At 43.9% G+C, this 14,733-nt stretch carries 17 protein-coding genes; 5 read left to right on the top strand and 12 right to left on the bottom strand.

All coding sequences use genetic code 11. The annotated features are described in order from the left end of the window. Positions 1-23 precede the first annotated feature (23 nt). The 5 genes from AC0NJP_RS15945 to kduI all read right to left on the bottom strand — a co-directional run bounded on the left by AC0NJP_RS15945 (position 24) and on the right by kduI (position 3,663). Positions 24-644 (bottom strand): DUF3793 family protein, encoded by a 621-nt coding sequence (locus tag AC0NJP_RS15945; RefSeq protein WP_474700405.1) that lies wholly within the window; start codon positions 642-644, stop codon positions 24-26. Between the two features lie 163 nt (positions 645-807). Next, complete coding sequence (nrdD, locus tag AC0NJP_RS15940; RefSeq protein WP_474040885.1) at positions 808-1,083, bottom strand: anaerobic ribonucleoside-triphosphate reductase; 276 nt, start codon at positions 1,081-1,083, stop codon at positions 808-810. A gap of 161 nt (positions 1,084-1,244) precedes the next feature. Next, positions 1,245-2,012 (bottom strand): IclR family transcriptional regulator, encoded by a 768-nt coding sequence (locus tag AC0NJP_RS15935; RefSeq protein ID WP_474700404.1) that lies wholly within the window; start codon positions 2,010-2,012, stop codon positions 1,245-1,247. Between the two features lie 35 nt (positions 2,013-2,047). Then, positions 2,048-2,803, bottom strand: a complete 756-nt coding sequence (kduD, locus tag AC0NJP_RS15930) for a 2-dehydro-3-deoxy-D-gluconate 5-dehydrogenase KduD (protein WP_474700403.1) — start codon at positions 2,801-2,803, stop codon at positions 2,048-2,050. A 32-nt stretch (positions 2,804-2,835) separates the two neighbouring features. Beyond that, positions 2,836-3,663, bottom strand: coding sequence for a 5-dehydro-4-deoxy-D-glucuronate isomerase (gene kduI / locus AC0NJP_RS15925; RefSeq protein ID WP_474700402.1), 828 nt, complete (start codon positions 3,661-3,663; stop codon positions 2,836-2,838). Between the two features lie 290 nt (positions 3,664-3,953). On the opposite strand from kduI, the gene AC0NJP_RS15920 reads away from it, so the two are divergent. Then, positions 3,954-5,861 carry a sigma 54-interacting transcriptional regulator gene (locus AC0NJP_RS15920; RefSeq protein ID WP_474040889.1) on the top strand — a complete coding sequence of 636 codons (1,908 nt, stop codon included), beginning with the start codon at positions 3,954-3,956 and terminating at the stop codon, positions 5,859-5,861. A 60-nt stretch (positions 5,862-5,921) separates the two neighbouring features. Here AC0NJP_RS15920 and AC0NJP_RS15915 read toward each other — a convergent pair whose 3' ends face one another. Continuing rightward, positions 5,922-6,437 (bottom strand): hypothetical protein, encoded by a 516-nt coding sequence (locus AC0NJP_RS15915; protein ID WP_474700401.1) that lies wholly within the window; start codon positions 6,435-6,437, stop codon positions 5,922-5,924. Positions 6,438-6,584: 147 nt separating this feature from the next. On the opposite strand from AC0NJP_RS15915, the gene aroD reads away from it, so the two are divergent. From aroD to AC0NJP_RS15900, 3 genes are read left to right on the top strand one after another with little or no spacing between them, the layout of a single operon-like run. Next, positions 6,585-7,352 carry a type I 3-dehydroquinate dehydratase gene (aroD, locus tag AC0NJP_RS15910; protein WP_474700400.1) on the top strand — a complete coding sequence of 256 codons (768 nt, stop codon included), beginning with the start codon at positions 6,585-6,587 and terminating at the stop codon, positions 7,350-7,352. Positions 7,353-7,382: 30 nt separating this feature from the next. Then, entirely contained in the window at positions 7,383-7,613 is a 231-nt protein-coding gene (locus tag AC0NJP_RS15905) for a hypothetical protein (RefSeq protein WP_474700399.1), read from the top strand. A gap of 16 nt (positions 7,614-7,629) precedes the next feature. Next, on the top strand, positions 7,630-7,803 hold the full coding sequence (locus tag AC0NJP_RS15900; RefSeq protein WP_474700398.1) for a YjfB family protein: 174 nt from the start codon (positions 7,630-7,632) through the stop codon (positions 7,801-7,803). Positions 7,804-8,250: 447 nt separating this feature from the next. Here the strand turns inward: AC0NJP_RS15900 and AC0NJP_RS15895 are convergent, their stop codons facing one another. From AC0NJP_RS15895 to AC0NJP_RS15880, 4 genes are all read right to left on the bottom strand, one after another. Beyond that, a complete protein-coding gene (locus AC0NJP_RS15895) occupies positions 8,251-8,409 on the bottom strand; it encodes a hypothetical protein (protein WP_474040894.1) in 159 nt (52 codons plus the stop codon). Positions 8,410-8,579: 170 nt separating this feature from the next. Beyond that, on the bottom strand, positions 8,580-8,843 hold the full coding sequence (locus tag AC0NJP_RS15890; protein WP_474040895.1) for a GlsB/YeaQ/YmgE family stress response membrane protein: 264 nt from the start codon (positions 8,841-8,843) through the stop codon (positions 8,580-8,582). Positions 8,844-8,989: 146 nt separating this feature from the next. Beyond that, positions 8,990-10,741, bottom strand: a complete 1,752-nt coding sequence (gene pyk / locus AC0NJP_RS15885; RefSeq protein WP_474700397.1) for a pyruvate kinase — start codon at positions 10,739-10,741, stop codon at positions 8,990-8,992. Further along, the gene (locus AC0NJP_RS15880) at positions 10,738-11,895 is read right to left on the bottom strand and encodes a glycerate kinase family protein (protein WP_474700396.1); all 1,158 of its coding nucleotides are present in this window, start codon (positions 11,893-11,895) and stop codon (positions 10,738-10,740) included. The genes pyk and AC0NJP_RS15880 overlap by 4 nt, the downstream gene beginning before the upstream one ends. Positions 11,896-12,108: 213 nt before the next feature. Between AC0NJP_RS15880 and AC0NJP_RS15875 the strand changes: the two genes are divergently transcribed. Then, a complete protein-coding gene (locus tag AC0NJP_RS15875) occupies positions 12,109-13,263 on the top strand; it encodes a CdaR family transcriptional regulator (RefSeq protein WP_474700395.1) in 1,155 nt (384 codons plus the stop codon). Here AC0NJP_RS15875 and AC0NJP_RS15870 read toward each other — a convergent pair. Together AC0NJP_RS15870 and AC0NJP_RS15865 are read right to left on the bottom strand one after the other, a co-directional pair. Next, positions 13,260-13,859, bottom strand: coding sequence for an LOG family protein (locus AC0NJP_RS15870; protein WP_474700394.1), 600 nt, complete (start codon positions 13,857-13,859; stop codon positions 13,260-13,262). The genes AC0NJP_RS15875 and AC0NJP_RS15870 overlap by 4 nt on opposite strands. Positions 13,860-14,013: 154 nt before the next feature. Then, positions 14,014-14,721: an amino acid ABC transporter permease gene (locus AC0NJP_RS15865; RefSeq protein WP_474700393.1), complete on the bottom strand. Its 708-nt coding sequence runs from the start codon at positions 14,719-14,721 to the stop codon at positions 14,014-14,016. Positions 14,722-14,733: the final 12 nt, after the last annotated feature.

The raw sequence follows: 14,733 nt of genomic DNA, 5'->3' as shown, positions 1-14,733 counted from the left end.
GTATTCAAAGATTTTTTTTAAAATCAAGCAACCGAGACAGCTACATTGCGTTGTGGCTGAACCACAACACCAGATAAAATTTCGTAACAACTTATACCGGCTGCCAAAAAAGCGGCGACTTCACAACGATCTTGCATAAATCTTTCCATGCGTGCTAACGATTCGTCAGGATTGCCATAGACACACCATTCTTTGCGACAAGTCAGCGGTAAACTAGACATTCCCATAAAGCCCAACACGTCTTTCAGGGGAATTCCTAGCAATAAGCCTAGTTCATGCGGGCAAGCATATTGAAAGCGTTCTTTTAGTAAATTCAAACAAGCATGAATTCCCGCCTCTACAGGATACCCTAGACTTTCTAAAAAAAACCGGTGTTCATCGTTTTTCAAGCATTTTTCCAACACATCTGGTCGATAAAATAAAACAATATGACGCTGCTCTGTTTGCCGTAAAACTAAAAAGCGGACTTTTTCCTGACGCAAAAATTCTAATCCATAAATTTGCCACTGCGTAAACAAAGCCTGAAACGGCGTATCCACTAAAGATAAGATCGTTGAGGGTTTGCTGCCGCAAATGGTAGGCGCCAATTCGATGGTAAGCCATTCATAAAACTGCCGCGCCGCTTCCGAAAAACCGTCTTGCATTTGTCTCCCCCTTCCCTGTTTATATGATAATGATTATCATTATCATATAAACATATCATAGTGAAAATTTTCGCACTTGTCAATAGCTGCAAAAAAAATAAATCCCTTGTCGCAACATTTGCAACAAGAGATTTATGAGATCAACACCATCATACGATTCGATTTAGGCCATGTGAACTTGACGATGAGCCAGTTCAGCCTGTTTAGCATCATTAAAGTTTTCAATATTTGATAAGTAGCCAGTAATACGTCGTACCCGACGAACTGGTGATTTTTCCCAAGCCTTGACCACAATATTGTCATCCTGCAGCGAAAGCTCTACTGCCGCCAACTCCTTGTGCTTCTCCGCCCAAAGTTTTTGCTCATTACCTACCACTGTTTCAATTTCCTGCTGTGTCAATTCGGCGTCTGCTACCACTGTCACACCGTCGATAATCATTTTTCTTACCCCCACCACTTTTTCTTTCTCAATTATAGCAAAGGCAGAAAATAAGGGCTAGTGACTTAAGTCGCCTCTTTTCCCATCTATAGCGATATAGGTCCGCTTTCTTACGAATATTTCACTATATCTAGTATTTTTACCTTTTGATGATTTTAGCTTCAGACGGTATAACCGAAGGTCTTGGAAATCGTATGGGTCGCCTCTAATAGACGATGAACCACTTCTTTTTCAATAAATTCACGAGCAAAGCGCGCTGCCAAGCCGGAAATGCTAATTGCTGCAATCACTTCACCAGACCGATTATAAATCGGCGCGCCAATACAGCGGCCTTCTAGTTCGCTTTCGCGATCATCAAGAGCATAACCAGTTTGACGGACAATCCGCATTTCTGTTAAATAGCTCTCCGGCGTTGTAAGCGTATATTCGGTCCGTACGTCCATCCCCTGCTCTCGAAGAATCTTTTCGATATCACTGTCGCTATGGCCAATTAATAAAGCTTTACCTAAAGCCGTACAGTGCACCGAATTCGTTGTACCTAGCTTGGCTACAAGCCGTAAAGCATGAGGACTTTCCACCGTATCAACATAGAGTACGCGATTTTTATCAAGCATCGCCAAATGAACCGTTTCTTTCGTAAAAGCATTGAGACTTTCTAAAAAGCCTCTCGCTACATTCTTTATCTCAAAATCTTTTTCTGCCAATTGATTTAACTTTAATAGCTGCAGTCCTAGTCGATAGGTGGAATTATGATCACAAGTAATGTAGTTGCGATTTTCCAAATTGCTTAACAGCCGATATACGGTTGACTTCGGGAGCCCTGTCATCTCAGTAATTTGCTTTAAACCGACAGGTGTAGTGCTAGACCCGATGGCTTCTAAAATATCGAAAGCTCGATGCAGTGATTGCACTTCTAATGAATTTGCCATAATGCCTCCCGTAAAACCTTTTTGCTAATGCAATTTTACCGTGCTAGCCAACCGCCGTCAACAGCCAGAGTATAACCGTGTACATAGTTTGCCGCTTCTGAGGCTAGAAATACGACAGGTCCTCCCAGATCGTCGGGCGTTCCCCATCGTCCCGCCGGAATCCGTCCGAGTATTTCGCCGTTTCGCTGTTCATCACTGCGTAACGCCGCCGTATTATCGGTGGCCATATAACCTGGCGCAATCGCATTAACATTAATATTGTGTTTCGCCCATTCATTAGCCAAAAGACGCGTTACGCCCATAACACCGCCTTTGCTGGCCGTATAGGAAGGCACGCGAATGCCGCCTTGAAACGAAAGCATCGACGCAATATTAATAATCTTACCACCGCTATTTTGCTTCATATATTGTTTAGCCACGGCTTGGCAAAAGAAAAAGAGGCTGCGAATATTGAGATTCATCACATCATCCCAGTCTTTTTCCGTAAAGTCAATGGCGTCAGCCCGACGAATCATTCCGGCATTATTTACAAGAATATCAATATGCCCGAAGGTCGCCACAGCTTGATCGACAATGCCCTGAATCGGCGCTGTACTCGTAAGATCTGCCGTAACTTCTAAAAATTTTCGGCCGGTTTGCTCAATGAACCCTTTTGTTTTGGCTTGATTACGCGTACCAACACCAACAATGTCAGCGCCAGCCTTTGCCAATGCTACAGCCATCCCTTGACCTAACCCGGTACCAGCGCCAGTTACAATCGCAACTTTACCCTTCAAATCAAAAAGTCCCACATTACTCACTCCTTCGCCTGCATTTGTTAGTATTAGCGCATATCAATCATAGCGATGCCATCCATATCGTCAAAAGTCTGATTTTCGCCAGCCATGCCCCAGATGAAAGTGTAATTATGGGTGCCTACACCGCTGTGGATTGACCAACTAGGCGAAATGACTGCCTCTTCGTTTTTCATAACAATATGACGCGTCTGTGTTCCCTCGCCCATATAATGGAATACAATAGAATCCTCTGGTAAATTAAAATATAAATAAACCTCCATGCGTCGTTCATGCGTATGGCAAGGCATAGAATTCCACATATTTCCCGGCTCTAGCGCCGTCATCCCCATAACTAACTGGCAGCTTTGTACACCTAAAGGATGAATATACTTATAAATATTACGTTCATTCGATGATTCAAGAGACCCTAGATGATTGGGCGTAATCTGGCTTCGTTCAATTTTGACAGTAGGATACGTGGCATGAGCAGGAGCGCTATTAAAATAAAACTTAGCAGGGCTTTTACTATCTTTACTAGAAAAAACAACTTTTTTTACCCCTTTGCCAATGTACAAGCCATCGGTGGTTGCCAGTTCGTAGACTGTACCATCTACCTCTACCTGGCCAGCAGGACCGATATTAATAATGCCCATTTCACGTCTTTCTAAGAAATAATCAACGCCCATATTTCCTTGTACAGTCAATTCTATCGGCTTGGTCGGACATAAGCCGCCTGTAATCATGCGATCTACATGACTATAGATCATAGTCATTTCATCTTGTTTAAATAAATCTTGAATCAGAAAACGTTCTCTTAGTTCCTCTGTTGTATACCGTTTTACATCTTCGGGATGCACCGAATGTCTGACTTCCATTTTCATTCCTCCTGTGTTATAAGGCTTATATCAGATAAGCCTTTATTCCATATAGTAAAACAAAGTACCATTTTATATTAAAAATAATACGATATGGAATGGCAAAGTCCTGCTGAAAATTCCGATTCCGGCACAGTAATTCACAATATGGAACAAAATTCAAAAAAATTTGTATTTACAAAAAAATAGACAAAATTATCAAATTTGACTATACTATTCTTTTGAAACCGCATTAAAATGTGATATGATGCTACTAACGACAGTTTTGCGGTGAATGCAGGAGGGACAATATGCTACGAGAAAAACGCAACAAAGAAAAACTAAAACTCTATTATGACAAATATATAAAAGAAAATACTTTAGATCCCAATGTACATCCTTGGGTAGCCGAAGCTTGGCAGGAAAGCCAAGCCGCACAATTGGCTACAGACGGGCCGCTGCTTTTGCCTAAGATGTCCAAACCGGCTCTTACAGAACTACAGGGAAAACACGAACAGGCACTTGCATTTTTAGGCGACTACTATCAAAACGTGCATGAATATTTTAATACACGAAATCTAAGTTTACTGCTGCTTGATGAAAACTGCTACGTACTAAAAAGTTATGCTATGCCCTTTTTCCAAAAAACAGCAGGTGAAGTAGAAGGCTCGCGCCTGGCTACGCAAGATATTGGCGCTTCCAGCATCAGTATTGCCTATGAGCATCAAACACCCTTTCTGATGTTTGGTCCGGAAATGTGGCGTCAAGACGGCCACGACAGCCTAGCTTGCACTGCCCCTATTCTCGTGGAAGGCGAATTACGTTATCTCATTACACTAGTAGCCGCCGACGAAGAACTCATTGATCACAATACGCTGGTAACGCTACTGCTTTCGATGCGTTATGCCATGGAAAATCATCTGAAAACCATGGAACATCTCAATGCTAGTCATGCCATTCTTGATTCCGTTCCCCTTGCCGTATATCATCTATTACCAGATGGCAAAGTGGCTTATACGAACCAGCTCGGCCAAAGTCGAATTGAGGGACTCGTACCTGAACCGACAAAAGAGTTACCTCTCTTAAGCGATATTATTTTGAACTACAAGCACACCCCCATTAGTAAAGGCTTTTTAGGTGTTCCCTCATACAATAAGGAAGTTACTTGGATCACCTCCCAGAAAACCTATGAGGACATTACGACGGTCGTACCAATCTTTCGCGAGAAAGAAGTGCATAGCGTAGTGGCCGTATCACTGCCCATTGAAGATCTACGTACGCTAGTGGCTCACGCCGCCGGTTACATTTCTCGCTACAGCCTAGCAAGTATGGTTGGTGAATCTACTGCGTTTATTACGATGAAAGAAAAGGCGGCTAGAGCAGCCAAGCATGACCATCATCTACTGCTACAAGGAGAACCCGGTACAGGCAAACAGCGCCTAGCTCATGGCATTCATCAGGCCAGTCCTCGCGCCGCTGGCCCGCTCATTTCCGTTAAATGCGGCGATATGCCGCCAGAACTCTTAGAAACAGAATTATTCGGTGTTGTCGAAATGCAGGATGAAGCGCGGCCAGGTAAATTAGAATTAGCCAATGGCGGCACCCTGTTCCTTGATGAAATTGAAAAATTGCCGAATCATCTGGCGTCCCGCCTTGCTGATGCGCTGCTGTCCAGCACAATTACCCGTGGTAATGATACGATTATGCGCAAAGTCGATGTAAGAATCATCGCCGCCTGTGATAGTGACTTAAAACGCCTAGCAGAACGAAACGCCTTTTCAGAAAAACTTTATACACTCATTTCCCGCTCCGTAATCCGTGTTCCATCCCTAAGAGCAAGACAAGGCGATATTGCGGTGTTAGCTGACCACATTGTCACCGAGTTATCGGAACAGCACCATATTCCGACCCGCACTTTCTCGCCAGAAGCGATGCAAGTATTGACGGAATATGACTGGCCTGGCAATATTAAGCAATTACAAGGCGTCGTAGAGCAATCCTTCTTCCATACAACCAGTAACGTCATTGCAACAGAAAGTATTGTCATTCCTGGTCGTACCAACTTGGACAAGGCTTGGAAGGAAGACAAAGAAGTATTCATGACTGCCTGGCGCGCCGCTGGCGGTAACATTTCTCGTCTTGCTAACATGCTTGATGTAAGCCGTGTAACCCTATACCGTTACTTGAAAAAATACGGTCTAGAAAAACACCAATCCTAAACCGTCTTTTCCCTAAAAAAAGTCTAACTAGCTGCCATGCAGTCTAGTTAGACTTTTTTACTAGCGTTTTTTCTCTTTTTCTTCATCTTGCCGTAGTAGGCACATCGGCGCGACCAGTTGATCAAAAACATTGACATTGGCTGTTCCCGGCGACATCCCATAGGTCATACGATCTAAATGATAGTTGATGGCGACGCCCTGAATGCGAGCTAGACCGCTGGCTGTAGGAATTCCCCTAAACGGATTGTAATTAAATTGAGCGATATAGTAATTTACAATACCATTGGAATTCACCACAAGTCGATTCGGATCAAAACCATCAGATGTATAAACAGCGTCAAGCGGCGCTGCCGGATAGTAACCTCTATCGGTTATAAAAAATACGGTGTAGACCCCTAGTGGCAACAGACCATTCGCAGTAATCTCAATATGACCATATTGTTTTTCCCCGCAAATTTCGCCAGTTGCTGTCGCCTGCGACCAAAAGTTAGCTGCCACAGTAGCTGGCTTATTGGCTACAACTACAGCAAAGCTGAGCTGACAGCAGCCGCAGGGAACTTTGCGTCCTTCTTCCATGCATTTCCCCTCCCTCCCTACAGCGATAGGCAAGCTGTAAGAACTAATCGTACTACATTCTATGCATGAGTTTTTATTTTGCTTCTATTGACAAGCTGCAGGGGAGTTGCTACAGTAAAGAAAAAACGGCGGGAAAAGAGTGAGATAATGATGAATATCCAGAAAGTAAGCGAAAATGACCAAGCACTTTGCTGTATCCCGCTTGTTAGTCAATCTCAGACAGAACTTCTAACAGAATTACAAACGATCCTACCCAAAAAGCCAGATCTTGTGGAATGGCGAGCCGATTATTTTCATTCCTTAAGTGATACTGCGGAAGTTCTTTTAACAGCGAAAAAATTAAAAGAAGCCGCTCCTGATACAACTTTTATCTTTACCATTCGCTCGCTTGCCGAGGGAGGGCAAGCGACTTCGCTGTCGGCTGATCAGGCCGTTGAATTAACGGCAACCATTTGTGAGCAAACCCAGCTTGAATATGTTGATTGTGAGCTGAGCCAAAAAAGCGAAGCAAAAGCGCTGCTCGCCCAACGTGCAGCTGCGGTCGGCAAAAAAGTCATTGGTTCTTATCATAATTTTAGCCACACACCGCCACAATCCGAGTTAATTACTAAGTTTAAGGAAAGCGAATCCGCCGATTTTTCTGTGGCTAAGGTAGCGGTTATGCCGCAATCTATGGAAGATGTCCTCACCTTAATGAGCGCCGCTCTGACAGCTCGCAAAATTTTATCCATTCCGCTTATTGCGCTATCGATGGGCGATTACGGCGTAATTACACGGATGATGGCCGCTGATATTGGCTCTTCTGTTACTTTTGTTGTTGGCCAAAAAGCATCAGCGCCGGGACAAATTCCAATTGATGATTTTCGCCTTCTCCAAAGCCTCATAAAAAAGAAAGAGGATTTAACCCCGTCTTAGTAGTATAATACTGTCAAAGGAGCTGATACCATGAGTCTTGTAAATAAGTGCAGCGATGCCCTGTTACACAAAAATAGAACAAAGAAATCTTATTCACATCCTATGTTTTTGTCTCCTTCCAGCGGAAAATGGATCAATGTAGACGAAAACGAAAATATTTATGTATTAAATCGCGACGAGTGGCGATTCATCTACCCGTCCAGCCCAGAATGGCAAATCTATCTCACTGAATCAAAACAACAGCATCAAGCTAATGCATAAAAGCGAGGTGTAAAAAATGGATATAGCCGCTTTAGCAACTGTCTCAAGTCAAGTTCAGACTTTATCCACAGCTGATACATTAGTTATGAAAAAAGTATTAGAAAATATGGATCAGACAGGACAAGATACGCTGAGTCTGTTGCAAGAGGCCTTACCTCACCTTGGACAAAATATTGATATTCAAGCCTAGACGATAAAATCTTTTATCAAAACTCCACATAATGAAAATAAAAACGCCTAAAAAGAGGCGTTTTTATTTTTTTATTTAAAAATGAGCAAAATAATTTTATCCTACGATATATTTTTACTATTTCCATTTGTATTATACTAGTATATATTAAATACTAGATGGTATAAATTGGAATTTAGAAATGTTGAAAGTGAGTGATCTATCCATGGATAAGTGTGTACAACAAGGATCTATTGAAATCACCTATGCCGACAGACAGGGCCAGCAAACCACTGAACCTCAGGCCTTTCACAAATTAGTCTACTTCTATGACAAAAACAAACGTCTAGTCCAGTCAAGCCTTCATGTCCGCTTTTCCCTGCAAGACCAATGGTAAAGAAAAAAAACTCGCCCCCCGTTAAGAGTTGCGAGTTCTTCCAAAAAGTTCTACCCTATTTTATATGTTACTCAAGCAAGAGAAACAGCATAAAACAATACAGAACTAGAAAGAAGTGAAGCTAAATATCCGCCAATGACAATGCGGCTGTTACTCTGTTTTAATTTACGATCTTCTTTAGCATATATTTTAGGAGCGCAAGCGTCCAAATAACATACATTGCTATTCATATAAATTCATCCTCTCTATTCATTTACTTTTTCTTGCAGTCCCTATTATAGTACCACTAGAACTTTTTGTAAATGAGAATCATTATTGTTATAATTTTAAATGTAAAGATACTTTTTCGAAAAGTTAGAAAGGTTTTATTTTAGCGAATCGCCAAAATAAAACCTTTTTTCTATTCCTTCTTCTTAGCAGCCGCCGGTGCTACATGAAAAACCATCCGCAGAATCCACAATAATAAAACTGCGCCGAGGGTGCTGGCAAGCAGCGTTCCCCATAGACCATAAACGGCAATTCCCATCATATTAAATAAAAAACTGCCAATAAAAGAACCGACAACGCCTGTCACTAAGTCGCCCCAAAGCCCCAGACCGCTGCCTTGTGAAATCATGCCAGCAAGCCAACCGGCAACAAGTCCAATTCCTAAAGACCACAGCATTTTATTCACCTCCTCGTCCTAGTATCCGCCACTTTTATCCTTTTATACAAAATTAGAAAAAAAAGGCTACAAAAAAACTGCTGCCACGGCAAATTCAAGCCGAGCAACAGTTTTTTTATTAAGAAAATAGCAATAATAAGCACTACCTATTTTGCTTTAATTTCCCCTTGATATACAAGGCCTCGCGCCGCATCGACAGTGACAAGGTTGCCTGTCTGCAAAAGCCCCAACGCGTGATCAACACCGACAATGACTGGGATCTGTTGATGAATGCCAACGATTGCCGCATTAGAAGTAAGACCGCCTTCTTCGCAGAGAATGGCTTTTGCTTTACTTGCTAAAGCCGCCTGCTCTTCTTCCAAACCAGCTAGCACAAGGATATCGCCTTCTGTGACACTCTGCCAGTCGCTAGCAGACCGAATCACTTTTACGGTTCCAGTGACTACACTTTGGCCAATTCCAGTACCACGCAATAAAATTTGACCAACGACGCAAACACGAATCAGATTCGTATTGCCGCTTAATCCAGCCGGAACACCTGCGGTGATCACAGCTAAATCGCCTTCTTTAATCAAGCCCGCTTCCAGAGAACGATTGACGGCGCCTTTCACCATTTCATCAGTATCCTGATAATCGGTTCCTACCAGAACCTGCACACCCCACAACAGTTGCATTGCTCTTGCTGTTTCTTCATGAGGTGTTACGGCAATAATTGCCGCTTGCGGACGATATTTAGAAACCATGCGCGGGGTATAGCCAGACTGGGTTGTCGTAATAATGGCCGCCGCCTCTAGCTGTTGCGCAATCTGCACTGTGGCATGGCTGATCGCGTCAGTCATGGTATTATTCAAACACAAGCCTTTACGGCGCAAGATGTCCTGATAAGCCAAGGCAGCTTCGGTGCGAATTGCAATTTTCTCCATCATCGCCACGGCTTCGATGGGATACTTGCCTGAAGCCGTTTCACCACTTAGCATAATAGCATCGGTTCCGTCCATAATGGCATTTGCTACATCACTGGCTTCCGCGCGAGTTGGCCGAGGATTCACGATCATCGATTCTAGCATTTGCGTAGCAGTAATAACTGGCTTTCCTGCTTCATTACACTTTTCAATAATCATTTTCTGGACAAGGGGAACTTCTTCCGTGGGAATCTCCACGCCAAGATCGCCTCTAGCCACCATAATTCCATCAGAGAGGGCAATAATCTCGTCTATATTTTTCACGCCTTGAGCATTTTCGATCTTGGAAATAATCTGCATAGTAGACCCAGCTTCTTCTAAAACTTTGCGGATTGCTAAGATATCAGCTCCGCGCTGAATGAAGGAAGCGGCAATAAAATCGAGACCTTCTTTTACGCCAAATCGTACATCGGCAATATCTTGTTCCGAGAGCGGCGGCAAATTAACGGAAACTCCCGGCACTGCTACGCGTTTACGATTGCCAATGCTGCCTGTATTGAGTATGGTTGTATGAATTTCGTCACCCACAACGGTCTCCACTCGTAGGGATACAAGGCCGTCAGAAAGCAAAATCAGATCGCCTGCCGTAACTTCTTGCGGTAGCAGTGCGTGATTCACTGTAGAGATTTCTTTCGTACCACTTACCTCGCGAGATGTAAGAATAAATTTCTGTCCTTGTTCTAAGGTAACTTTTTCGTCAGCAAACAGACCAAGTCGCATTTCCGGCCCTTTTGTATCAAGCATTAACGCCACAGGCAGACCTTTGGCTTTAGCGGCAGCGCGCACTTTGAAAATTCGTTCGCCTTGCTCTGTATGCGTGCCATGCGAAAAATTGAAGCGAGCCACATTCATTCCGGCATCTAACATCGCTTCTAAAATACCCGGCTGATCCGTACTGGGTCCTACTGTACAAACAATTTTCGTTTTTTTCATCATAATAGCTTCGTTCCTTTCACGCGCATCGCTCCAGCAATAATACGGCATAATCGATCTGCCGCCACTTCAATAAAATCAGCGCCGCCCTTAAGGCATTCGTCTAAGCCCATCGGGGCAGGCACACTACTCATAACACCATCAATACCGGCTTGAAAAACAGCTTCATAGCCCTGGCCAAGGCCGCCAGCAAGGCAGAATACTGGCACATCGTACTTTTGCGCCGCTTTCCCCACACCGACAGGGGCCTTGCCAAAGGCGGTTTGAAAATCAGTACGCCCTTCGCCAGTCATGACAAAAGCAGCTTCTTTGACGAGAGCATCAAAGGAAGTTGCCTCCAAAACAATTTCAACACCAGGGCGCAGTACAGCATCCGTAAAAAATAAGAAACCAGCGCCAATTCCACCACCAGCGCCCGCACCAGCTTGCGCTGCAATGGAGCGGCCTGTGGCCTTAGACGCAATCACAGCATAATGACCCAAAGACTGATCAAGGCTCGCTACTATTTGCGGCGAAGCGCCTTTTTGCGGACCGTAAACGGCGGAAGCGCCGTTTTCCCCGCACAAGGGATTATCGACGTCGCAAGCTACAACAAGTTCTACTGTTTGCAGCCGCGGGTCCATACCGGAAAGATCGATCGTAGTCAAATCACGCAAAGCCAACCCGCCGTAAGGCAATGCTTGTCCGTTAGCATCAAGAAATTTGCCGCCAAGCGCTTGAATCATTCCGCAACCGCCATCATTGGTAGCACTGCCGCCAATTCCCACAATAATCTTGCTTACGCCATGGGCCAAAGCGGCTTTGATCAATTCTCCCGTACCATAGGTTGTTGTAATGCGTGGATCTTTCTGTCCCTCAGGCACTAAGGTTAACCCGGAAGCGGCGGCCATTTCCACCACAGCAGTGTTTCCGTCGCCGAGCATGCCCCAAGAAGCTTGTACTTTATTACCAAGCGGTCCTACGACCTCGGCAGTAATCAGTTCACCTTTTGTTGCCGCAACCAGAGCTTCGACAGTGCCCTCGCCACCGTCGCCAATGGGAACTTTCACTACAGACGCCTGCGGGAAAACGCGGAGAATTCCCCGTTCCATCGCTCGAGCTGTCTCCACAGCTGAAACACTGCCTTTAAATGAATCGGGCGCTACTACAATGCGCATGCTACCCCTCTTTTCCAGTTTATTGCACATTCATAAATTTACTTTCATTGTATAAAAAAACAAGACTAAGTACAATATTCAAACATTATAAGGAATCTTCGTGCATAGTTTATTTTATTGTGCAATATATACAACAAATAAAAATCAAAAGCAGGATTCTAGCGCTCTTTTAGAATATATTTTATATAAAATAACTAATGAAGGTGAAGTCTCTTGCTACTCTCTCCCTTGCTGGCCCAACAGATTGTTAATAAACTGCTGCCACTCGTTCATCAAAATATTAATATCATGAACCCACGCGGGATTATTATCGGCTCCGGCCAGCCTGATCGAATCAACAGTCTGCACAAAGGCGCCGAACAAGTCATCACCAGCGCCAAACCAGTGGAAATCTATCCTCATGAAGTCGACCGCTACAACGGCGCTAAACCAGGACTCAACATGCCGATTATTATTAATCGCCAAATGATCGGCGTTGTCGGCGTATCAGGCCACCCTGACGCCGTACGCTCGGTTGCTCTCATGGTCAAAATGATCACTGAACTAATTATTGAGCAAGAACTCCTGCAAGAAGAGGCCCGCTCCCAATCCCAATTACGGGAAAACTTCGCCTTACAGCTGCTTTCTCCCGAAGCGTCCTTAAATACTGATAAAATTGTCAAAATGGCAAAGCTGCTCAAATTCGATTTATCACTGCCGCGCTGCGTCCTGGTTTCAGACATGCAAAGTTTACTGCCAGGAGCGCTGGAAACAACAAATTTAGCGGAATTTGCCTTAGCCCGTTCTAAAGAAGCTCTGCTCTTGCAGCTCATTGACGCCGCCTTATTAAGGCCGGAAGATTTTGCCGTATTCCTTGAAACAAAACTGCTGATTCTAAAACATTTCTCTCAGGAAAAGAGTTTACAGCACCGTCAAGAATGGGCGCAAGCTGTCAGAAACGTCTTATCGCCAGACAAAGCTCTCGCCTTCCCGCTCGGCCTGGGCAGTTTACTAAACTCCTCTAGCAAGTTGGCACAATCTTATGAAGAAGCGCTGTTCGCCCTGGGTAGAAAACAGCCCCTGGCAACAATTCATGATCTAGATATATTAGCCGATTATGTCACGACTACCCTAGCCGCTAATCCACCGCAGCCGCTAGATCAACTGCGCCGTCAAATCGAGCAGGAACTTGATCGAAAATATAATATGAAGCAAACATTGTCCTCTTTGCTTGCTAATAATCTCAGCCTAACAGATACGGCGAAAACGCTGTTTATTCATCGTAATACACTATTATTTCGTCTGGAAAAACTAAAAGAAGCGACAGGATTAGATCCCTGCCACTTCTTAAATCACGCGCTATTATGTAAAGTTATTTTGCACAGTTAATTGCCAACTTGCCGCTTTTCGGCCAGGTCGCGCCATTTCAAACCAGGATCAACCTTTTCATAGTTTTTCATCTTGGCCACTAACTCTTGCGGATCCGAGGAAACAAGCAGCAAGTTAAAACTTGACTCATTCATAAATCCCTCTTCCGTTATATTTTTCAAGAGATTTACTAGCGGATCATAAAAAGCGGCTACATTTAAAACCGCCACAGGCTTATTATGAATCCCGAGCTGCGCCCAAGTAAGAATTTCAAAGAGTTCTTCAAAAGTGCCAATCCCGCCAGGCAAAGCAATAAATCCGTCAGAAAGATCAGCCATGGTTTTCTTTCTTTCGTGCATGTCCTTTACCTCAATCAGCCGCGTCAGTTCGCTACTAACAATTCGATCAGGAAACAGCCCTTTGGGAATAACACCAGTAACACGGCCGTTTCGTTTTAAAACCTGGTGGGCAATCTCCCCCATCAGTCCTACGTTAGAACCGCCATAAACAAGTTCTATCCCATTTTCCACAAGGACATTTCCTAAGGTAATGGCGCTTTCTCTGTATTCACTTCGCACTCCGGCATTAGAACCGGAATATACACAAATTCGTTTCACTAACAACCACCTCATCTGCTAATACACTCTAACGAAACAACCAATTTATAAAAACAAAAGCCTGCCACAAGAAAAAGTTCTCATGACGGCATCTGTTTTGCAAGAAGCTCGCTTTATTATGATTCCAGTAAAAGCAGATAATTCCTGTAAGCTATCAATATTTTAGCCGCTGAAACACACCGAGGCGCTGTTCGGCCCAATGAAAGGCCAGCTGCGTTACCGCACACAAAACAAGGTAGACAAGAAAGACGTCTATATATGCTTCAATGTAATTATAACCGAAGGAAGCGGCAATTTTTCCTGTAGCGGTAACTTCCTTCACTGTCATTAGAAAAGCCAACGAAGTATTTTTCATCAAATTGACAGTCAGATTACACAAGTTAGGCAAAGCTGATACAAGGGCCTGGGGAATCAAAATACGCCGATAAATCTGGAAGTAAGACATGCCTATAGATAAACCAGCTTCCATTTGCCCGTCAGCCAAACTCAGCAGCGCTGACCGAAAAACTTCCGATAGCAAAGCCATCGTATTTAGGGTAAATACGATATATGCATAAAAAATGGGATCCACGTCAAACACTTTGATTTGCCAGCCGAAGGTTTTCACAACGAAATTAAGCAAGCTAGGCATCAAACTATATACAACTAGAATCTGAAGCACCATGGGCGTGCCACGAATAAAGGAAACATAGAGCTGCACTAAGGGCTTAATTCCTTTTACCTCATAGATCCGCGCCAAAGCCATAAAAAAGCTAAAGGGAATCGCTACAGCAAGCGATACAGCCGTTAGTTTTAACGTGACAGGAACGCTTTGAAGAATCACCCATAGCGTCTTCGCCATAAAATCATAATCAAGTTCCACGAAAGCCGCCTC

The organism is Pelorhabdus sp. sgz311002, assembly GCF_056134285.1.
The sequence above is the reverse complement of the archived record's forward strand: the minus strand, read 5'-3'. Positions and strand labels throughout refer to the sequence as shown.